Genomic DNA, 19763 nt, shown 5'->3' with positions numbered 1-19763 from the left:
GCGGCCGACGTGGTCCAGCGCTACTTCGCCCTGCTCGGCGAGCGGAAGTACGCCGAGGCCTGGGCGCTGTGGTCGGACGGCGGCAAGGCCAGCGGCAGGGCCGAATCGGCCTTCGTCCGGGAGATGGCCGCCTATCCTCAGTATGACGCGCAGATTGGGGCGCCGGGCGACATCCAGGGGGCCGCCGGTTCGCTCTATGTGGAGGTGCCGGTGGTGATCTACGGGCGCAACCCGGACGGCTCGGAGCTGCACCGGAAGGGCGTGGCGGTGCTTCGCCGCGTCAACGACGTGCCCGGCGCCACGGCCGAGCAGCGGCGGTGGCATATTGCCCGCTTCGATCTGAATTCCTGAGGAGGATCGCCGACTTCCCCTTCCAGATCGGGGGAAGTGGCGCGAGTGACGGGGCTCGAACCCGCGACCTCCGGCGTGACAGGCCGGCGCTCTAACCAACTGAGCTACACCCGCGTATGGACCGTTCGGCCCGGCGAGGCGCGTCTGATATGTGCGGACCGGAATCGTGTCAACGGAAGACTGCGTGCGCGACGATTTTGCCCGGTTCGCGGGCCCTCTTTGCGAGCGCTTCGCAATTGGGTCGGGCGGTTTGAAACCGGCTTGGCGCTGGTCTAGAAGGGCGCGCGACTCCCCCGAGGACTCCATGAACGCGTTCCTTCTTCAGTACCTGCCCATCGTGATCTTCCTGGGGATCGCGGCGGCGCTGGGGATTGTCTTCATCCTGTTCGCCACGGTCATCGCCCCCAAGGCGCCGGACCCCGAAAAGCTGTCGTCGTACGAGTGCGGCTTCAACGCCTTCGACGACGCGCGGATGAAGTTCGACGTGCGATTCTACCTGGTCTCGATCCTCTTCATCATCTTCGACCTGGAAGTGGCCTTCCTCTTCCCGTGGGCTGTCACCCTCATGAAGCTGCCGGCCGACGTGGCCCAGTTCGCCTTCTGGTCGATGATGACCTTCCTGGGCGTGCTGACGGTGGGCTTCATCTACGAATGGAAGAAGGGAGCCCTGGAATGGGAGTGATCGTTCCTGCGGGCGAGGCCGGCCGAACCACGGTCGAGGGCTACGACCCCAAGAAGCACGACCCGTTCTTCGACGGCGTCTCGGAACAGCTGGCCGACAAGGGCTTCGTCACCGCCGGCCTCGACGACCTGATCACCTGGGCGCGCACCGGCTCGCTCATGTGGATGACGTTCGGCCTGGCGTGCTGCGCCGTCGAGATGATGCAGGCGTCCATGCCCAGGTACGATCTGGAACGTTACGGCTTCGCGCCGCGGGCCAGCCCGCGCCAGTCGGACGTGATGATCGTCGCCGGCACGCTGTGCAACAAGATGGCTCCCGCGCTCCGCAAGGTCTACGACCAGATGCCGGAGCCGCGGTACGTCATCTCCATGGGCAGTTGCGCCAACGGCGGCGGCTACTACTACTTCAGCTATTCGGTGGTCCGCGGCTGCGACCGCATCGTGCCGGTGGACGTCTACGTCCCGGGTTGCCCGCCGACGGCCGAGGCGCTCGTCTACGGCGTGCTGCAGCTCCAGAAGAAGATCCGCCGCACGGGGACCATCATCCGATGAGCTGGCCTGCGACCTCCAAGCAGCTCGAAACCCTCGGCAAGAAGATCGTCGCCAACGGGAAGCAGACCTTCACGGGCTTCACCGTGGCGTTCGGCGAGCTGACGCTCACGGCCCAGGCGCCGCAGATCGTGCTGGCGCTGACGGCGCTGCGCGACCAGTACGGCTTCCACCAGCTGGTCGACCTTTGCGGCGTGGACTATCCGGAACGCGAGCGGCGCTTCGACGTGGTCTATCACCTGCTGTCGATGACCGAGAACCGCCGGATCCGCATCAAGGTGCAGACCGACGAGGACACCCCGGTGCCGTCCGTGGTCGAGGTCTTCCCGGCCGCCGACTGGTTCGAGCGCGAGGCGTTCGACATGTACGGCATCTTCTTCGAGAACCATCCCGACCTTCGCCGGATCCTCACCGACTACGGCTTCCACGGCCACCCGCTGCGGAAGGACTTCCCGATGACCGGCTATGTCGAGGTCCGCTACGACGACGAGCTGAAGCGCGTCGTCTACGAACCGGTGAAGTCCGTCGAGTGGCGCAACTGGGATTTCCTGTCGCCCTGGGAAGGCGTGGAACAGGGCTTCGCGCCCATCATCCCCGGCGACGAGAAGGCGGGGGAAAAGAGCAAGTCATGACCGGCGACAACGCCCCCGCCGCGGCCACGGACATCTTCGACCGCGCGAGCACCTCCGAGACCCCGGTCCGGAAGTTCAACATCAACTTCGGCCCGCAGCACCCGGCGGCCCACGGCGTGCTGCGCCTGGTCCTCGAGCTCGACGGCGAGGTGGTGGAGCGGGTCGACCCGCACATCGGCCTCCTACACCGCGGCACCGAGAAGCTGTGCGAAGCCCGGCCCTACCAGCAGACCATCCCCTACATGGACCGCCTCGACTACGTGGCGCCCATGAACCAGGAGCATGCCTACTGCCTGGCGATCGAGAAGCTGCTGGACGTGACGCCGCCCTACCGGGCGCTGCTGATCCGCACGCTCTATGACGAGATCGGCCGGATCCTGAACCACCTGCTGAACGTCACGACCCAGGCCATGGACGTCGGCGCGCTCACCCCGCCGCTCTGGGGCTTCGAGGAGCGCGAGAAGCTGATGGTGTTCTACGAGCGCGCGTCTGGCGCCCGTATGCACGCCAACTACTACCGCGTCGGCGGCGTTCGCCAGGACCTGCCGGAGGCGCTGGTCCGCGACATCTCCGACTGGTGCGACTTCTTCCCGAAGGTCTGCGACGACCTCGAAGGCCTGTTCGGCAACAACCGCATCTTCAAGCAGCGGAACGTCGATATCGGCGTGGTGTCGAAGGAAGAGGCGATCGCCCGTTCGTTCTCGGGCGTCATGGTGCGCGGCTCCGGCATCGCCTGGGACCTGCGCCGGGCCCAGCCCTACGCGGCCTACAACGACATGGAATTCAACATTCCGGTCGGCGTGAACGGCGACTGCTACGACCGCTACCTGTGCCGGATGCAGGAGATGCGGGAGTCCACGAAGATCATGAAGCAGTGCTGCGACGCGCTGCTGAAGACGCCGGGTCCCGTGCTCGTGGACAACAACAAGGTGTCGCCGCCCCGGCGGGGGCGAGATGAAGCGCTCGATGGAAGCGCTCATCCACCACTTCAAGCTGTTCACCGAGGGCTACCGGACGCCGCCCGGCGAGGTTTACGCCTGCGTCGAGGCGCCGAAGGGCGAGTTCGGGGTCTTCCTGGTCTCGGACGGCACCAACAAGCCCTACCGGCTGAAGATCCGCGCGCCCGGCTATCCGCACCTGCAGGCCATGGACTGGATGAACCGCGGCCACATGCTGGCCGACGTCTCCGCCATCCTGGGCTCGCTCGACATCGTGTTCGGGGAGATCGACCGTTGACCGCGGCCGCCCCCCTGCAACCCGGCGACCTGGCCCAGGGCCAGCTCGACGCCTACAACGCCCAGGACCTGGACGCCCACTGCGCGTTCTTCGCCGACGACGTGGTGGTGGCCGACCTCAACGGCGACGTCACGATCCGCGGCATGGACGCCTACCGGGCGAAGTACGCCCAGGTGTTCGCCGACTTCCCGAAGAACCGCGCCGAGCTCGCCAACCGCATCGTGGTCGGCGACACCGTGATCGACCACGAACGGGTCTATCGCGACGGCCAGACCGAGGCCTTCCAGGTCATCGCCATCTACACCATCGCCGGCGGCAAGATCGCCCGCGTGGATTTCCGTAAGTGAGGCCCGCGTGAGCGTCCGCAGACTCGCCGCCGTCCAGCCCGACGGCTTCGCCTTCAAGCCGGCGACGCTGAAGGAAGCCCAGGCCTGGATGGCCAACTATCCCGCCGGCAAGCAGCAGTCGGCGGTGATCCCGATCCTCTGGCTCGTCCAGAAGCAGGAAGGCTGGGTGTCCGAGCCCGCGATCCGCACGGTCGCCGAGCTGCTCGGCATGCCGGTCATCCGGGTGCTGGAGATCGCCACCTTCTACACCATGTTCATGCTGGAGCCGGTCGGCACCCATGCCCTGGTGCAGGTCTGCGGCACGACGCCCTGCCAGACCCGCGGCTCCGAGGAACTGCTGGCGGTCTGCAAGCGCAGGATCGGCCCGCAGAACCACCGGTCGGCCGACGGCAAGTTCTACTGGCAGGAAGTGGAGTGCCTGGGCGCCTGCTCGAACGCGCCCATGGCCGCCATCAACGACTACTATTACGAGGACCTCGACGCGGCCTCGTTCGAGAAGCTGCTCGACGACTTTGCGGCCGGCAGGAACCCCCCGCCGGGCTCGGTGATCGGCCGCCAGGGCGCCTCGCCCGAGGGCGGTCCGCTGACCCTGACCGACAAGACCCTCTACGACGGCAGCCGGGCCAAGAAGATCAAGATCCCGAACCTGCCGACCAAGACCCCGAAGGAGACCGCCTGATGCCCGGCCTGCTTCAGGACAAGGACCGCATCTTCACCAACCTCTACGGCCTCCACGACTGGGGCCTGGACGGCGCGAAGGCGCGCGGCTGCTGGAACGGCACCGCCGACATCGTCAAGCAGACGCCCGAGTGGATCTGCGACCAGATCAAGGCGTCGGGCCTGCGCGGCCGGGGCGGGGCAGGGTTCCCCACCGGGCTGAAGTGGACCTTCATGCCCAAGCAGGAGAGCGAGCGGCCGCACTACCTCGTCGTCAACGCTGACGAGTCCGAGCCGGGCGCCTGCAAGGACCGCGAGATCCTGCGCAACGACCCGCACCTCCTGATCGAGGGCTGCCTGATCGCCTGCCGGGCGATCCGCGCACACACGGCCTACATCTACATCCGCGGCGAGTACGTGCACGAGCGCGAGCGCCTGCAGGCGGCGATCAGGCAGGCCTATGACGCCAAGCTGATCGGCAAGGGCAACGTCCACGGCTGGGACTGCGACATCCGCGTGACCCACGGCGGCGGGGCCTATATCTGCGGCGACGAGACCGCCCTGATGGAGAGCCTGGAGGGCAAGAAGGGCCAGCCGCGCCTGAAGCCGCCGTTCCCGGCCGGCGCTGGTATCTACGGCGCTCCGACCACCATCAACAACGTCGAGTCGATCTCCGTCGTCGGCTCGATCCTGCGCCGCGGCGCGGAGTGGTTCGCGGGCTTCGGCACCGAGAAGTCCACCGGCACCAAGCTGTTCGCCGGCTCCGGCCACCTCAATAAGCCCTGCGTGGTCGAGGACGCTGTCGGCATCCCGCTCAGGCAACTCATCGAGGAGCACATGGGCGGCGTCCGCGGGGGCTGGGGCAACCTGAAGGCCGTCATCCCGGGCGGCATTTCGGTGCGGATGATCCCGGCGCACGAGGCCGAGGAAGCCCTGATGACCTACGAGGACCTGCAGGCCCGCGGCTCGGGCCTCGGCACCGGCACCATGATCGTCTTCGACAAGGACGCCGACCTGGTGAAGGCCATCGCCCGCGCCTCCTACTTCTACAAGCACGAGAGCTGCGGCCAGTGCACGCCGTGCCGCGAAGGCACCGGCTGGATGTGGCGGGTCATGGAGCGGATGGTCACCGGCGAAGCCGAGATGTCCGAGATCGACCTGCTGCTGGACGTCGCGTCCCAGGTCGAGGGCCACACCATCTGCGGCCTCGGCGACGCGGCCGCCTGGCCGATCCAGGGTCTCTTCCGTCACTTCCGCCACGAGGTGGAGGAGCGGATCAACAACTACCGCGCGCGCAAGGGCAGCTACGCCGGCGCATCCATCGCGGCGGAGTAAGCGGAATGCCTATCGCCAAGGTCGACGGGGTCGAGGTCGAGTTCGAACCCGGCATGAACGTGCTCCAGGTGGCGGAGCTCGCGGGGAAGGAGATCCCGCGGTTCTGCTACCACGAGCGGCTTTCCATCGCCGGCAACTGCCGGATGTGCCTCGTCGAGGTGAAGCCCGGCCCGCCGAAGCCGCAGGCGTCCTGCGCCCTGCCGGCCGCCGAGAACATGGAGATCTTCACCGACACGCCGATGGTGAAGAAGGCCCGCCACGGGGTCATGGAATTCCTGCTGATCAACCACCCGCTGGACTGCCCGATCTGCGACCAGGGCGGCGAGTGCGACCTGCAGGACCAGGCCATGGGCTATGGCCGCGACGACAGCCGCTACGCCGAGAACAAGCGGGCGGTCGAAGAGAAGTACATGGGTCCGCTCATCAAGACGGTGATGACCCGCTGCATCCAGTGCACCCGCTGCGTCCGCTTCATCACCGAGGTGGCCGGGGTGCCGGACATCGGCCTGATCTCGCGCGGCGAGGACGTGGAGATCACCACCTACCTCGACAAGTCGGTGGCCTCGGAGCTGTCGGCCAACGTCATCGACCTCTGCCCGGTCGGCGCGCTCACCTCAAAGCCCTACGCCTTCAACGCCCGTCCGTGGGAGCTGAAGAAGACCGAGAGCGTGGACGTGATGGACGCGCTGGGCTCGGCGATCCGCGTCGACGCCCGTGGGTCCGCCGTGCTCCGCGTGCTCCCGCGCATCAACGAGGACGTCAACGAGGAGTGGATCTCCGACAAGACGCGCTACGCCGTCGACGGCCTGGCCCGCCAGCGCCTCGACCGTCCGTACATCCGTGAGGGCGGCAGGCTCCGCCCGGCGACCTGGAACGAGGCGCTCGACGCCGTCGCCGCCAAGCTCACCGCCACCAGCCCCGACCGCATCGGCGTGATCGCCGGCGACCTGCAGGACGCGGAGTCCATGAAGGCCGCCCTCGACCTGTTCCGCGGCCTGGGCGTCCAGTCCACCGACTGCCGCCAGGACGGCATGGCGCTGGGCGACGGCGCCCGCGAGAGCTGGCTGTTCAACTCGACGCTGGCCGGCATCGAGGAGGCCGACGTGGTTCTCCTGGTCGGGACCAACCCGCGCCTCGAGGCCCCGGTGTTCAACGCCCGCCTGCGCAAGCGCTGGCTGGCCGGCGCGCTCCGCGTGGGCGTGATCGGCGAGCAGGCCGACCTGACCTACGCCTACGACTACCTGGGCGCGGGTCCGCAGAGCCTGGGCGGTCTGGCCCGCCAGAAGAACGCCTTCGTCGAGGCCCTGAAGGGCGCGAAGAACCCGGCGATCATCGTCGGCGCCGGCGCGCTCAGCCGCGCCGACGGCGCGGCCGTGCTGAAGGCTGCGGCGGGCGTCGCCAAGACGTTCGGCGCCACCTGGAACGTGCTGCACACCGCCGCCAGCCGGGTCGGCGGCCTCGACCTGGGCTTCGTGCCCGGTCCGGGCGGCAAGACGGCGGGCGAGCTGGTCGCCCCGGGCGGCGCCGACGTGCTCTTCCTGATGGGCGCCGACGAGATCGAGCTGTCGGCCTCCAAGGCCTTCACGATCTACCTGGGCACCCACGGCGACGCCGGCGCGCACATGGCCGACGTGATCCTGCCGGGCGCCGCCTACACCGAGAAGAACGGCATCTATGTGAACACCGAGGGCCGGGTTCAGCTCGGCGCCCGGGCCGTCTTCCCGAAGGGCGAGGCGCGCGAGGACTGGGCGATCCTGCGGGCGCTCTCCGAGCGCATGGGCCGCAAGCTGCCCTACGACAGCCTGGACCAGCTCCGCGCCAGGCTCTTCGAGGACCATCCGACCTTCGGCCGCATCGACCACGTCGACGGGCCGGACGCGGCGAAGGGCCTCGACCTCGGCGCGCTCGGCCGCCAGGGCGATCTCTCCGACGCGCCGTTCGCCAGCGCCGTCCGCGCCTTCCACCTGACCAACCCCATCGCCCGCGCCAGCGTGACGATGGCCGAATGCGCCGCCCTGGCTTCGGGCGCCGCCAAGATCGCCGCGGAGTAGGCATGGAACCTGCGACCCAAAGCTTCTGGGCCACGCCTGTCGGCTGGACCATCGGGACGGTGGCGCACATCCTGGCGATCACCGTCGTCCTCCTGCTGTGCATCGCCTTCATCATCTACGGCGACCGCAAGATCTTCGCGGGCGCGCAGATGCGCAAAGGCCCGAACGTCGTCGGCCCCTTCGGCCTGCTGCAGTCCTTCGCCGACCTCGGCAAGTTCCTGATCAAGGAGCTGATCATCCCGGCGGGCGCCGACAAGGCGGTCTTCCTGCTGGCCCCGATCATCTCGGTCACCCTGGCGCTCGGCGCCTGGGCGGTGATGCCGGTGGCGCCGAACTGGGTGGTCTCCGACATCAACGTCGGGATCCTCTACCTGTTCGCCGTATCGTCGCTCGGCGTCTACGGGATCATCATGGGCGGCTGGGCGTCCAACTCGAAGTACCCGTTCCTGGGCTCCTTGCGCTCCGCGGCCCAGATGGTCTCCTACGAGGTCTCCATCGGCTTCGTGATCGTCACGGTCATCCTGCTTGCGGGCAGCATGAACCTGACGGCGATCACCCAGCAGCAGGCGGGCGGCTTCTGGAACTGGAACATGTTCGGCGGCGGCTTCCCGCACAATCTGCCGCTGATCCTCGTCATGTTCCCGATGGGCGTGATCTTCTTCATCTCCAGCCTGGCCGAGACGAACCGTCCGCCCTTCGACCTGCCGGAAGCCGAGTCCGAACTCGTGGCCGGCTACGCGGTTGAATACGGCTCCACGCCCTACATGCTGTTCTACCTGGCCGAGACCGCCAACATCGTCCTGATGAGCGGCCTGATGGCGGTGCTCTTCCTGGGCGGCTGGCACGCGCCCTGGCCGGAGGACTACCTGGCCACCTGGCCGGCGGTGCTGGTCAGCCTGCACGGCCTGTTCTTCTACATGGCCAAGACCTTCTTCGTGTTCTTCATGAACGCCATGGTCCGCGCCATCACGCCCCGCTACCGCTACGACCAGCTCATGCGGCTGGGCTGGAAGATCTTCCTGCCGACCTCGCTGGTCGCCGTGGCGCTCGTCGCCGGCTGGCGCGTGTACGCATGAGGACGATCCTGGCATCGCTGCTGGCCCTGGGCGTCGCCGCCTGCGCCACGGCCATGCCAGCCGGTGGCGTGGCCACCTACGACGACCTCCAGCGCGCGCAGGCCGCCTGCGCCGCGAAGGGGGGAAAACTGACGCTGAAGCGAGGCGGAGACTCCCAGTACCTGGAAGACTACGCCTGCGAGAGGACCTGAGATGCTCAATCGGATCGGACAGGCGATGAAGGGAGCGGCGCTCCTCGACTTCGCCGGGGCCTTCGGCCTCGCCATGAAGCACATGGTGCGTCCCAAGAAGACCGTGCAGTACCCGCACGAGCGCAACCCGCAGAGCCCGCGCTTCCGCGGCGAGCATGCGCTGCGCCGGTATCCCAACGGGGAAGAGCGCTGCATCGCCTGCAAGCTCTGCGAGGCCATCTGCCCGGCCCAGGCGATCACCATCGAGGCGGAGCCCCGCGAGGACGGCTCGCGCCGCACGACCCGCTACGACATCGACATGGTCAAGTGCATCTACTGCGGCCTGTGCCAGGAGGCGTGTCCGGTGGACGCCATCGTGGAGGGGCCGAACCTGGAGTTCGCCGTGGAGACCCGCGAGGAGCTCTACTACGACAAGGAGCGCCTGCTCGATAACGGCGACCGCTGGGAACGGGAGATCGCGAAGAATCTGGAACTCGATGCGCCCTATCGCTAAGACAGCCGCGCGATTCCGCGGCCGTCCGGCATAGACGCAGACCTCAGTTTTCTCAGGGAGCTAGAACCCGCCGATGGCCCTTCAGGCGATCGCATTTTACTTGCTGGCGGCGGTGACCGTCCTGGCCGGTTTCGCCGTCGTCTCGGCGCGGAACCCGGTCCACTCCGTCCTGTGGCTGATCCTGTCGTTCTTCTCGGCGGCGGGCCTCTTCGTGCTGCTCGGCGCGGAGTTCCTGGCCATGCTCCTGGTCGTCGTCTACGTCGGCGCGGTCGCGGTGCTCTTCCTCTTCGTCGTGATGATGCTCGACGTGGACTTCGCCGCGCTTCGCCAGGGCTTCGCCCGCTACCTGCCGCTGGGCCTGGTGGTGGCCGGCATCCTGGTCGCCGAGATGGTGATGGTGTCGACTACCGTGGCCACCCGCGGCGCGGCCGCCGCGAACGACACGCCCAACGCCTCGGGCGCCGTCGACGTCACCAACGCCGAGGCCATCGGCCGGGTGCTCTACACGGACTATGTCTACTTCTTCCAGGCCGCCGGCCTGGTGCTCCTGGTCGCCATGATCGGCGCCATTGTGCTGACGCTGCGCCACAAGCCGGGCGTCCGCCGCCAGGTGATGATGGACCAGGTCCTGCGCACGCCGAAGACCGGCATGCGCATCCTCGACCTCAAGCCGGGCAAGGGGATCGGCGAATGATCATCGGGCTCGCCCACTATCTGGCGGTCGCCGCCATCCTGTTCACGATCGGGGTCTTCGGGATCTTCGTGAACCGGAAGAACATCATCGTCATCCTGATGTCGATCGAGCTGATCCTGCTCGCCGTGAACATCAACCTGGTGGCCTTCTCGGTCTATCTGCACAACGTGGTGGGGCAGATCTTCGCCATGTTCGTGCTGACCGTCGCCGCGGCCGAAGCGGCCGTGGGCCTGGCCATCCTCGTCACCTTCTTCCGTAACCGCGGCGACATCTCGGTCGATGACGCCTCGATGATGAAGGGCTGAGCGCACACCCATGCCTGCCGCCGAAACCCTCGTCAGCATCATCCTCTTCGGCCCGCTGATCGGCGCCGTCGTCGCCGGCCTGTTCGGCCGCAAGATCGGCAACGTGCCGTCCCAGGCGGTCACGACCGGCTTCCTGTTCCTCTCCGCGATCCTCTCCTGGGTGGTCTTCCTCCAGTGGATGGGCGGGGCGATCGAGCCCTTCGTGGTCACCTACGCGCCCTTCATCACCGTGGGCGACTTCCAGTCGCACTGGGCCTTCCGCTTCGACGCCCTCTCGGCGGTCATGCTGGTGGTGGTGACGTCGGTATCGTCGCTCGTGCACCTCTACTCGTGGGGCTACATGGCCGAGGACCCGCACAAGCCGCGGTTCTTCGCCTACCTGTCGCTGTTCACCTTCGCCATGCTGGCGCTCATCAGCGCCGCCGACTTCATGCAGCTGTTCTTCGGCTGGGAAGGCGTGGGCCTGGCGAGCTACCTCTTGATCGGCTTCTGGTACAAGAAGCCCACGGCGAACGCCGCCGCGATCAAGGCCTTCGTGGTCAACCGGGTCGGCGACTTCGGCTTCGCGCTCGGCATCATGACGGTGTTCTGGGCCTTCGGGACCATCCAGTTCGCTGAGATCTTCCCGGCGGTCGCCGCCAACGCCGACCGCGCCTGGGAATTCGCTGGCCACTCCTGGCGGCTGATGGATCTCGCCTGCGCTCTGCTCTTCGTCGGCGCCATGGGCAAGTCCGCCCAGTTCTTCCTGCACACCTGGCTGCCGGACGCCATGGAAGGCCCGACCCCCGTGTCGGCCCTGATCCACGCGGCGACCATGGTGACCGCCGGCGTCTACATGGTCTGCCTGCTGTCGCCGATGTTCGAGTACGCCCCGGTGGCCAAGCACATCGTGACCGTCGTCGGCGCGGTGACGGCGCTGTTCGCCGCGACCGTGGGCCTGACCCAGAACGACATCAAGCGGGTCATCGCCTATTCGACCTGCTCGCAGCTCGGCTACATGTTCTTCGCGGCCGGCGTCGGCGCCTACCAGGCGGCGATGTTCCACCTGTTCACCCACGCCTTCTTCAAGGCCCTGCTGTTCCTGGGCGCCGGCTCGGTGATCCACGGCATGGCCCACGAGCAGGACATGCGCCGCTATGGCGCGCTGATGCCCTACATGAAGTGGACCTTCGCGGTGATGACCGTCGGCACCATCGCCATCACCGGCCTGGGCATCCCGTTCATCGACCTGGGCTTCGCCGGTTTCTACTCGAAGGACGCAATCATCCACGCGGCGTGGGAAGCCGCCCAGGCGGGCGACAGCTTCGGCTACTTCGCCTTCGTCATCGGCATCTTGGTGGCCGGCCTGACCGCCTTCTATTCCTGGCGCGTCGCCTTCTTCACCTTCAACGGCCACGCCCGCTGGACGCCCGAGGACCTCGAGCACCACTGGCACAACCGCGACCACCACGACGCCGCCCACGGCGCGCACAGCGACCACGCCAGCGCCGCGCAGCACGAGACCCACGACGAGCCGCTGGCCGAGCCTGCGGACCATGGCCACCACGGCCACGGCCACGGCCACCATGACCACAAGCCCCACGAGAGCCCGTGGTCCATGCGGATCCCGCTGATCGTTCTGGCGGTCGGCGCCATCGGCGCGGGCTTCGCCTTCCACCATCAGTTCATCGGCGACGAGAAGGCCGAGTTCTGGCGCGGCGCCATCTACAACGCCCCGGCCCACCACGCCCCGGCGGAAGCCGTCGCCGCGGGTCCGGCCCACGACGCCGCGCCGGCGGCCGCCCATGCGCCGGAAGCGGTCGGCGCGCCCAGCCACGCGGCCCAGGCCGCGGCCGGCCCGGCGCCCGAGCATGCGGAGGAGGGGGCGGACACCACGCGCCGGCCTGGGTCATCCTGGCCCCGCTGTTGGCCTCGGTGCTTGGCCTGCTGATCGCGGCCTACGTCTATCTGCTGCGGGAAGGACTGGGCGCGCGCCTGGCCGCCCGCGGCGGGCCGCTCTACGTGTTCTTCTACAACAAGTGGTTCTTCGACGAGCTCTACCAGGCGACCTTCGTCCGCGCGGCGAAGTTCCTGGGCGACCTGTTCTGGAAGGGCGGCGACCAGAAGATCATCGACGGCCTCGGCCCCGATGGCGTGTCGGCCGTCTCCTATGCGGTCGGCCGCGGCACGGGCCGCCTGCAGACCGGCTACGTCTACCACTACGCCTTCGTGATGCTCCTCGGCGTCGCAGGCCTGCTGACCTACGCCCTCTGGGCGTGGAACGCCTAAGGGGAGGGCGCTGACGATATGACCGGGCTGCTTTCCCTCATCACCTACGCCCCGCTGGTGGGCGTGGCCGGCATTCTGATCCTGCGCCTGGTGCGCGGGAGCGAGGACGCCGGCGTGGTCAATGCATCCAAGTGGATCGCGCTGGTCACCACGCTCGCCACCTTCCTGCTGTCGGTGCTGCTGGTCGTCCAGTTCAACCCGGCGGACCCGGGCTTCCAGTTCCTGGAGGAGATCCCGTGGTTCGCGGGGGATCACCTACCGGATGGGCGTCGACGGCATCTCGGTGCTGTTCGTCCTGCTGACGGCCTTCCTGATGCCGCTCTGCATCGCGGCCTCCTGGCGCTCCATCGAGAACCGGGTGCCCGAGTACATGATCGCCTTCCTGGTCCTCGAGACCCTGGTGATCGGCGTCTTCTGCGCCCTCGACATCGTGCTGTTCTACGTCTTCTTCGAGTTCGGCCTGGTCCCGATGTTCCTGATCATCGGCATCTGGGGCGGGGCGCGGCGCGTCTACGCGGCCTTCAAGTTCTTCCTCTACACGCTGCTGGGCTCCGTGCTGATGCTGGCCGCCATCCTGGCGATGATCGGCGTCGCCGGCACCAGCTCGATCCCCGAACTGATGGCCTACAAGTTCGATCCGAACCTGCAGACCTGGCTCTGGCTCGCCTTCTTCGCCTCCTTCGCGGTGAAGATGCCCATGTGGCCGGTGCACACCTGGCTGCCGGACGCCCACGTGGAGGCGCCCACCGCGGGCTCCGTCATCCTGGCGGGCATCCTGCTGAAGATGGGCGGCTACGGCTTCATGCGCTTCAGCCTGCCGATGTTCCCGAACGCGTCGGAGATGTTCACCCCGCTGGTGTTCGCGCTGAGCGTGATCGCGGTGGTCTACACCTCGCTCGTCGCCTTCCGGCAGACCGACATCAAGAAGCTGATCGCCTATTCGTCGGTCGCCCACATGGGCTTCGTGACCATGGGCATCTTCTCGGGCAACGCGGCGGGCGAGCAGGGCGCGCTCTTCCAGATGATCTCCCACGGGGTGATCTCCGGCGCGCTCTTCCTCTGCGTCGGCGTGGTCTACGACCGCATGCACACCCGCGAGATCGCGTTCTACGGCGGCCTCGTGAACCGCATGCCCTGGTACGCGGCGGTCTTCATGCTCTTCACCATGGGCAACGTCGGCCTGCCGGGCACCTCCGGCTTCGTCGGCGAGATCCTGACCATGACCGGCGTCTACCAGGCGTCGACCTGGACGGCGATTGTCGCGGCCACCGGCGTCATACTGTCGGCGGTCTATGCGCTGACCCTTTACCGCCGGGTGATCTTCGGCGAGCTCGCCAACCCGAAGCTCGCCGCCATCGAGGATCTCGACTGGCGCGAGTGGGTGATCTTCCTGCCGCTGATCGTCTCCACCCTCTACCTGGGCGTCCAGCCCAACTCTGTGTTCAACGTGACCGCGGCTTCGGTCGACCAGCTCGTCTCGGTCTACCGCGCGGCGGTCGGGGGCTAAGCCTGTCATGACGTTCTCCACCGACATCGGCCTGGCTTTCCCCGAGCTGATCCTGGCCGGCGCGGCGCTGCTGCTGCTGGTCTGGGGCGCCTTCGCGCCGAGGATGACCGCAGCGATCGCCGCCGCCGCCGTCGTCGCCCTGCTGGGCGCCGCCTTCGCCGCCGCCACGGGCCCGCTCGGCCGCGCCTTCGCCGGCGGCCTCATCGCCGACGACGCCGCCGTCTTCGCCAAGGTGGCGATCTACGCGGCCTCCGCCGTCGCCATCCCCCTCGGCCAGAGTTGGTTCGAGCGCCGGGGCGTGAAGAACTTCGAGTTCCCGGTGCTCATCGTGCTGGCCGCGCTCGGCATGGGCATGATGGCCTCGGCCGGCGACCTGATCAGCCTCTACGTCGGTATCGAGCTGCACTCGCTGGCGCTCTACATCCTGGCCGCCATGCACCGCGAGGACGGCAAGGCCTCGGAGGCCGGCCTCAAGTACTTCGTGCTGGGCGCGCTCTCGTCGGGCCTGCTGCTGTACGGCTCCAGCCTGATCTACGGCTTCGCCGGCTCGACCGTCTTCGCCGACATCGCCGCGGTCGCCGGCCAGCCGGGCAACACCGGCCTGCTGTTCGGCCTGGTCTTCCTGATCTGCGGCCTGGCCTTCAAGGTCTCTGCCGCGCCGTTCCACATGTGGACGCCCGACGTCTACGAAGGCGCGCCCACGCCCGTGGTGGCCTTCTTCGCCGCCGCCCCGAAGCTCGCCGCCATGGTGCTCTTCGCCCGCGTCCTGGCCGAAGGCTTCGCCGGCGCGATCCCGCAGTGGCAGCAGGTGCTGGTCGCGATCGCCCTGATCTCGATCTTCGTCGGCGCCTTCGCGGGCCTCGCCCAGAAGAACCTGAAGCGCCTGTGGGCCTACTCCTCGATCGCCAACATCGGCTACGCCGTCCTCGGCCTCGCCGCCGGCACCAACGAGGGCGTGCAGGCCATGCTGGTCTTCATGGTCCTCTACATGATCGACGTGACCGGCTTCTTCGCCTGCCTGGCCGCCCTGTCGCGCCAGGGCCGGGCGATGGAGACCATCGAGGACATGGCCGGCCTCATCAAGCAGCAGCCGGGCATCGCCCTGGCCATGACCGCCTTCTCGCTGTCGGCGCTGGGCCTGCCTCCGTTCTCGGGCTTCTTCGCCAAGATCTATGTGTTCAAGGCGGCCATCGACGGCGGCCTGACCTGGGCGGCGGTGCTGGGCCTGGTGGGTTCGGTCGTGGCGGCCTTCTACTACCTGCGCCTGATCAAGGTGATGTGGTTCGACGCGGCCCCGGGCGCGACCGACAAGCCGGCCTTCGAGGCCCGCCTGATCGGCGTGGGCCTGGCGCTGTTCTCGTTCCCTGTTGTGGTGCTCGCGCTTCGCGGCCTCGACCAGGCCGCGGCGCGCGCCGCGGCCGCGTTCGGACTGGCCTGATTTGGCGGCTCACCCGCCGATCGAAGCCTACGACGAGCTCGACAGCACCAACGCCGAAGCGCGCCGCCGGGCCGAAGCCGGGGAGGGCGGTCCCGTCTGGCTGACAGCGGCGGTGCAGACCGCCGGCCGCGGGCGTCGCGGCCGCGCCTGGTCCACGAACCGGGGCAACCTCGCCGCGACGCTCCTGATGACCACCGACCGGCCGCCGGTGGAGGCCGCCCAGGTCTCCTTCGTGGCCGCGCTCGCCGCCTGCGACCTCGCCGACACCTGCCTGGGCGAGGGGGCGGCCCGGCTGAAATGGCCCAACGACGTCCTGGTGCATGGCCGCAAGGCGGTCGGCATCCTCGTGGAATCCGGCGCCCGCGCCGACGGCCGGCTCTGGCTCGCGATCGGCGTCGGCGTGAACCTCGCCCACGCCCCGCAGGACGTGGAACGGCCCGCCGCGGCGTTCGCGGAATTCATGACCGGCGCGCCGCCGAAGCCGCTGGACGCCCTGGAGGTCCTCACCGGACGCTTCGAGGCCTGGCGGTCGCTGTGGGCCACCCAGGGGTTCGCGCCGATCGCCCAGGGCTGGACGGCCCGGGCCATGGGCCTCGGCGACCGCTGCGAGGCCAGGCTGCCCGCCCGGACCCTTACCGGCGTCGCGGAGGGCCTCGATCTCGACGGCGCGCTCCGGCTCAGGCTGGACGACGGCGGCCTTGAGCGCATAACGGCAGGCGACGTCTTCTTCGGGGAGTCCTGATGCTTCTGGCCATCGAGCAGGGCAATACCAATACGCTGTTCGCCGTCCACGACGGGGAGCGCTGGACGGCCCAGTGGCGCGCGGCCACCGAGAGCTCGCGCACCGCCGACGAATACGCCGTCTGGCTCTCCCAGCTCCTCAACATGGCCGGGCTGCAGCTCGGCGTGTTCAACGCCTGCATCATCTCCAGCGTGGTGCCGCAGTCGATCTTCAACCTGCGCAACCTCGCCCGCCGCTACCTGCACGTTGAGCCCCTGGTGATCGGAGAGAACGCGGAGCTCGGGATCGCCGTCAGGATCGACAAGCCGTCGGAGGCCGGCGCGGACCGCCTGGTCAACGCCATCGGGGCCCATGTGGCCTACGAGGGGGCCCTGATCGTCATCGACTCCGGGACCGCCACCACCTTCGACGTCGTCGCGCCCGACGGGGCCTTCGAAGGCGGGGTGATCGCACCGGGGATCAACCTCTCCATGGAGGCGTTGCACAACGCGGCGGCGAAACTCCCGCGCGTCGCCATCCAGAAGCCCCAGCGGGTGGTGGGGACCGATACCGTGGGGGCCATGCAATCCGGCGTGTTCTGGGGCTATATAGCGCTGATCGAAGGCCTCATCTCCCGTATCAAGGCCGAGCAGGCCCGCCCGATGACCGTGGTCGCCACGGGCGGCGTGGCCTCGCTCTTCCATGGGGCGACAACCTCGATCGACCGGTTCGACCCCGACCTGACAATCCGCGGCATGCTGGAGATCTGGCGCCGCAACCAGAAAGCGTCCTGATGGCCAAATCCAAAGGCCATGACGAGCTCGTCTTCCTGCCGCTCGGCGGGTCGAACGAGATCGGCATGAATTTCAATCTCTACGGCTACGGCCCGCCGCATGACCGCAAGTGGGTGATCGTCGACCTGGGCGTCACCTTCGGCGACCAGACGACGCCGGGCGTCGAGGTCATCCTGCCGGACCCCGCCTTCATCGAGGAGTATGCGGACCGGATCCTGGGCATCGTCGTCACCCACGCCCACGAGGACCACATCGGCGCGGTCGCGCACCTGTGGCCGCGCCTCAAGGCGCCGATCTACGCGACGCCCTTCACCGCCTTCGTCCTGCGCGAGAAGCTGCGCGAGGCCGACCTGGTGGAGGCCGCCCCGATCACCATCGTGCCGCTGGGCGGCACCATCGAGCTGGGTCCGTTCAAGCTCGACCTGATCACCCTGACGCACTCGATCCCCGAGCCGAACGGCATCGCCATCCGCACGCCGCTGGGCACCGTGCTGCACACCGGCGACTGGAAGATCGACCCCGATCCGCTGCTCGGCGCGCCGACCGACGAGGACGCCATCCGCCGGCTCGGCGACGAGGGCGTGCTGGCCATGGTCTGCGACTCCACCAACGTCTTCGTGGACGGCGTGGCGGGCTCCGAGCTCGAGGTGCGCAACACGCTCACCCCGCTGATCGGCCAGATGAAGGGCAAGGTGGCCGTCGCCTGCTTCGCCTCCAACGTGGCGCGGATGGACAGCGTGATCCGCGCCGCGGAGGCCAACGGCCGCCGCGTCTGCCTGGTCGGGCGCTCGATGCACCGCATGGCCGCGGCCGCGAAGTCCGTGGGCCTGATGGAGGACGTCCAGCCCTTCCTCGACGACACCGAGGCCAAGCACTATCCCCCCAACAAGATCCTCTTCCTCTGCACCGGCAGCCAGGGTGAGCCGCGCGCGGCGCTGTCGCGGATCGCCGAGGGCACCCATCCGCATGTGAACCTCGGGGCGGGGGACGCCTGCGTGTTCTCCTCGCGGGTCATCCCCGGGAACGAGATCCCGATCCGCAACCTGCAGAACAAGCTGACGGAGCGGGGCGTCCGGCTTTACACCGAGCGCGACCATCCGGGCATCCACGTCTCCGGCCACCCGTGCCGCGACGAGCTGGCCGAGATGTACCGCTGGGCGCGGCCCGAGATCGCGGTGCCGACCCACGGCGAGCGCCGCCACCTGATGGAGCACGCCGCCTTTGCGCGCGACCTGCAGGTGCCGCAGCAGATCGCGCCGCGCAACGGCGACATGGTCCGCCTGGCGCCGGGCCGCGCCGAGGTGATCGACGAGGTTCACGCAGGCCGCCTCTATGTCGACGCCGGCGTGCTCACGCCCGAGAACGGCGAGGCGCTGCGGGAGCGGCGCCACGCCGCCTACAATGGCGTCCTGGCCGTCTCCGTGGTGCTCGACCGCAAGGGCAAGGTGCTGGCCGGGCCCGAGGTCCGGGCGCTGGGCCTGCCGACCGACGAGGACTATCCCCTGGAGGACGTGCTCGACGACCTCTCCGAGGAGGCGGAGAACGCCCTCGGCCGACTCGGCCGCGACGACCGCGACCTCGACGACGCCGTCGAGACCGCCATGTCCCGCGCCGTCAAGAAGGCCAGCCAGCGGATCTGGGGGCGCCGGCCAGTCGTCGAGACCACTGTGCTTCGTGTCTGACGCCACGTGATCTCGCGCCCAGGCCCGCCGCGGCGTATATCCGGCCCATGATCGGAAGACTGAACCACATCGGCGTCGCCACACCGTCCATCGACGAGGCCGTGAAGCTCTACCGGGACGTCCTCGGCGCCACGAAGATCGGCGAGAAGTTCGCCATGCCCGAACAGGGCGTCTGGGTCTGCTTCGTCGACCTGCCCAACAGCCAGGTGGAGCTGATCGAGCCCCATGGGGACGCCTCGCCGCTGAAGGGTTTCCTTGAAAAGAACCCCCTGGGCGGGCAACACCATGTCTGCTTCGAGGTCGAGGACATCCTCGCCGCCCGCGATGACATGGTCGCCAAGGGCGCCATGGTCCTCAACGGCGGCCAGCCCCGCATCGGAGCGCACGGCACGCCGGTGATCTTTGTCCATCCGAAGAACATGGGCGGCGTGCTTGTGGAACTCATGGAGTCACCGAAGGGAGCCCACTGATGGGTCCGCTGACCGGGATCGCGATCTACATCACCATCTGGTGGACCGTGCTGTTCGCCGTCCTGCCGTGGGGCGTGGTCAGCCACGCCCAGGCCGGGATCGACAAGGGCGACGGCGGCGACCCCGGCGCGCCGGTCGACCCGAAGCTCAAGCAGAAGTTCATCACCACGACCTGGATCTCGGCCGTCGTCTGGCTGGCGGTCTGGGCGATCATCCACTTCGAGATCATCAAGCTGCCGCCGCTGCCGTCAGGTTACTAAGCTCTCCGTTGCCAAGGGGAGGGGG

At 68.3% G+C, this 19763-nt stretch carries 19 protein-coding genes, 1 tRNA gene and 3 pseudogenes; 22 read left to right on the top strand and 1 reads right to left on the bottom strand.

From position 1 onward, the window contains the following. Positions 1 to 9: 9 nt before the first annotated feature. Positions 10 to 351, top strand: a complete 342-nt coding sequence (locus tag LRS04_RS21430; protein ID WP_257818120.1) for a hypothetical protein — start codon at positions 10 to 12, stop codon at positions 349 to 351. 37 nt (positions 352 to 388) lie between these two features. On the opposite strand, the gene LRS04_RS21425 is transcribed toward LRS04_RS21430, so the two are convergent. Next, a tRNA-Asp gene (locus LRS04_RS21425) sits at positions 389 to 465 on the bottom strand. A 190-nt stretch (positions 466 to 655) separates the two neighbouring features. Between LRS04_RS21425 and LRS04_RS21420 the strand changes: the two genes are divergently transcribed. The 21 genes and pseudogenes from LRS04_RS21420 to LRS04_RS21320 all read left to right on the top strand — a co-directional run bounded on the left by LRS04_RS21420 (position 656) and on the right by LRS04_RS21320 (position 19738). Next, positions 656 to 1033 carry an NADH-quinone oxidoreductase subunit A gene (locus LRS04_RS21420; RefSeq protein WP_257818119.1) on the top strand — a complete coding sequence of 126 codons (378 nt, stop codon included), beginning with the start codon at positions 656 to 658 and terminating at the stop codon, positions 1031 to 1033. Beyond that, entirely contained in the window at positions 1003 to 1584 is a 582-nt protein-coding gene (locus LRS04_RS21415; protein ID WP_257818118.1) for an NADH-quinone oxidoreductase subunit B family protein, read from the top strand. The genes LRS04_RS21420 and LRS04_RS21415 overlap by 31 nt, the downstream gene beginning before the upstream one ends. Beyond that, positions 1581 to 2213 (top strand): NADH-quinone oxidoreductase subunit C, encoded by a 633-nt coding sequence (locus tag LRS04_RS21410; RefSeq protein WP_257818117.1) that lies wholly within the window; start codon positions 1581 to 1583, stop codon positions 2211 to 2213. Before LRS04_RS21415 ends, LRS04_RS21410 begins: the two co-directional genes overlap by 4 nt. Next, positions 2210 to 3449, top strand: a pseudogene (locus tag LRS04_RS21405) (NADH-quinone oxidoreductase subunit D). The gene LRS04_RS21410 and the pseudogene LRS04_RS21405 overlap by 4 nt, the downstream one beginning before the upstream one ends. 14 nt (positions 3450 to 3463) lie before the next feature. Then, entirely contained in the window at positions 3464 to 3796 is a 333-nt protein-coding gene (locus tag LRS04_RS21400; protein ID WP_374577277.1) for a nuclear transport factor 2 family protein, read from the top strand. A gap of 7 nt (positions 3797 to 3803) precedes the next feature. Continuing rightward, positions 3804 to 4475 (top strand): NADH-quinone oxidoreductase subunit NuoE, encoded by a 672-nt coding sequence (gene nuoE, locus LRS04_RS21395; protein ID WP_257818114.1) that lies wholly within the window; start codon positions 3804 to 3806, stop codon positions 4473 to 4475. Beyond that, on the top strand, positions 4475 to 5788 hold the full coding sequence (gene nuoF / locus LRS04_RS21390) for an NADH-quinone oxidoreductase subunit NuoF (RefSeq protein WP_257818112.1): 1314 nt from the start codon (positions 4475 to 4477) through the stop codon (positions 5786 to 5788). Before nuoE ends, nuoF begins: the two co-directional genes overlap by 1 nt. Before the next feature lie 5 nt (positions 5789 to 5793). Next, positions 5794 to 7839 (top strand): NADH-quinone oxidoreductase subunit NuoG, encoded by a 2046-nt coding sequence (gene nuoG / locus LRS04_RS21385; protein WP_257818110.1) that lies wholly within the window; start codon positions 5794 to 5796, stop codon positions 7837 to 7839. A 2-nt stretch (positions 7840 to 7841) separates the two neighbouring features. After that, entirely contained in the window at positions 7842 to 8915 is a 1074-nt protein-coding gene (gene nuoH, locus LRS04_RS21380; protein ID WP_257818109.1) for an NADH-quinone oxidoreductase subunit NuoH, read from the top strand. Continuing rightward, positions 8912 to 9106 (top strand): hypothetical protein, encoded by a 195-nt coding sequence (locus tag LRS04_RS21375; protein WP_257818108.1) that lies wholly within the window; start codon positions 8912 to 8914, stop codon positions 9104 to 9106. Before nuoH ends, LRS04_RS21375 begins: the two co-directional genes overlap by 4 nt. A gap of 1 nt (position 9107) precedes the next feature. Then, positions 9108 to 9599 (top strand): NADH-quinone oxidoreductase subunit NuoI, encoded by a 492-nt coding sequence (gene nuoI, locus LRS04_RS21370; RefSeq protein ID WP_257818107.1) that lies wholly within the window; start codon positions 9108 to 9110, stop codon positions 9597 to 9599. A 73-nt stretch (positions 9600 to 9672) separates the two neighbouring features. Continuing rightward, entirely contained in the window at positions 9673 to 10293 is a 621-nt protein-coding gene (locus LRS04_RS21365) for an NADH-quinone oxidoreductase subunit J (RefSeq protein ID WP_257818105.1), read from the top strand. Next, entirely contained in the window at positions 10293 to 10598 is a 306-nt protein-coding gene (gene nuoK, locus LRS04_RS21360; protein ID WP_257819215.1) for an NADH-quinone oxidoreductase subunit NuoK, read from the top strand. The genes LRS04_RS21365 and nuoK overlap by 1 nt, the downstream gene beginning before the upstream one ends. Positions 10599 to 10608: 10 nt before the next feature. Next, positions 10609 to 12866, top strand: a pseudogene (gene nuoL, locus LRS04_RS21355) (NADH-quinone oxidoreductase subunit L). Between the two features lie 18 nt (positions 12867 to 12884). Beyond that, positions 12885 to 14373: pseudogene (locus LRS04_RS21350) on the top strand (NADH-quinone oxidoreductase subunit M). Between the two features lie 7 nt (positions 14374 to 14380). Continuing rightward, the gene (nuoN, locus tag LRS04_RS21345; protein WP_257818104.1) at positions 14381 to 15811 is read left to right on the top strand and encodes an NADH-quinone oxidoreductase subunit NuoN; all 1431 of its coding nucleotides are present in this window, start codon (positions 14381 to 14383) and stop codon (positions 15809 to 15811) included. Position 15812: 1 nt separating this feature from the next. Next, positions 15813 to 16553 carry a biotin--[acetyl-CoA-carboxylase] ligase gene (locus LRS04_RS21340; RefSeq protein WP_257818103.1) on the top strand — a complete coding sequence of 247 codons (741 nt, stop codon included), beginning with the start codon at positions 15813 to 15815 and terminating at the stop codon, positions 16551 to 16553. After that, the gene (locus LRS04_RS21335) at positions 16550 to 17326 is read left to right on the top strand and encodes a type III pantothenate kinase (protein ID WP_257819214.1); all 777 of its coding nucleotides are present in this window, start codon (positions 16550 to 16552) and stop codon (positions 17324 to 17326) included. The genes LRS04_RS21340 and LRS04_RS21335 overlap by 4 nt, the downstream gene beginning before the upstream one ends. Next, positions 17326 to 19008 (top strand): ribonuclease J, encoded by a 1683-nt coding sequence (locus tag LRS04_RS21330; RefSeq protein WP_257818102.1) that lies wholly within the window; start codon positions 17326 to 17328, stop codon positions 19006 to 19008. Before LRS04_RS21335 ends, LRS04_RS21330 begins: the two co-directional genes overlap by 1 nt. A gap of 47 nt (positions 19009 to 19055) precedes the next feature. Continuing rightward, a complete protein-coding gene (gene mce / locus LRS04_RS21325) occupies positions 19056 to 19478 on the top strand; it encodes a methylmalonyl-CoA epimerase (protein ID WP_257818101.1) in 423 nt (140 codons plus the stop codon). Then, complete coding sequence (locus tag LRS04_RS21320) at positions 19478 to 19738, top strand: DUF1467 family protein (protein WP_257818100.1); 261 nt, start codon at positions 19478 to 19480, stop codon at positions 19736 to 19738. Before mce ends, LRS04_RS21320 begins: the two co-directional genes overlap by 1 nt. The last annotated feature ends 25 nt before the right edge of the window (positions 19739 to 19763 follow it).

Source organism: Phenylobacterium sp. J367 (assembly GCF_024699985.1).
Taxonomy (GTDB): Bacteria; Pseudomonadota; Alphaproteobacteria; order Caulobacterales; family Caulobacteraceae; genus Phenylobacterium.
This window is presented reverse-complemented; position numbering and strand designations above follow the sequence as displayed.

Bases quoted from the DNA above. Each gene is read 5' to 3' on its own strand.
- LRS04_RS21420 (WP_257818119.1), top strand. From the start codon at position 656: ATGAACGCGTTCCTTCTTCAGTACCTGCCCATCGTGATCTTCCTGGGG.
- LRS04_RS21415 (WP_257818118.1), top strand. From the start codon at position 1,003: ATGGAAGAAGGGAGCCCTGGAATGGGAGTGATCGTTCCTGCGGGCGAG.
- LRS04_RS21410 (WP_257818117.1), top strand. From the start codon at position 1,581: ATGAGCTGGCCTGCGACCTCCAAGCAGCTCGAAACCCTCGGCAAGAAG.
- nuoF (WP_257818112.1), top strand. From the start codon at position 4,475: ATGCCCGGCCTGCTTCAGGACAAGGACCGCATCTTCACCAACCTCTAC.
- nuoG (WP_257818110.1), top strand. From the start codon at position 5,794: ATGCCTATCGCCAAGGTCGACGGGGTCGAGGTCGAGTTCGAACCCGGC.
- nuoH (WP_257818109.1), top strand. From the start codon at position 7,842: ATGGAACCTGCGACCCAAAGCTTCTGGGCCACGCCTGTCGGCTGGACC.
- LRS04_RS21375 (WP_257818108.1), top strand. From the start codon at position 8,912: ATGAGGACGATCCTGGCATCGCTGCTGGCCCTGGGCGTCGCCGCCTGC.
- nuoI (WP_257818107.1), top strand. From the start codon at position 9,108: ATGCTCAATCGGATCGGACAGGCGATGAAGGGAGCGGCGCTCCTCGAC.
- LRS04_RS21365 (WP_257818105.1), top strand. From the start codon at position 9,673: ATGGCCCTTCAGGCGATCGCATTTTACTTGCTGGCGGCGGTGACCGTC.
- nuoN (WP_257818104.1), top strand. From the start codon at position 14,381: ATGACGTTCTCCACCGACATCGGCCTGGCTTTCCCCGAGCTGATCCTG.
- LRS04_RS21330 (WP_257818102.1), top strand. From the start codon at position 17,326: ATGGCCAAATCCAAAGGCCATGACGAGCTCGTCTTCCTGCCGCTCGGC.
- mce (WP_257818101.1), top strand. From the start codon at position 19,056: ATGATCGGAAGACTGAACCACATCGGCGTCGCCACACCGTCCATCGAC.
- LRS04_RS21320 (WP_257818100.1), top strand. From the start codon at position 19,478: ATGGGTCCGCTGACCGGGATCGCGATCTACATCACCATCTGGTGGACC.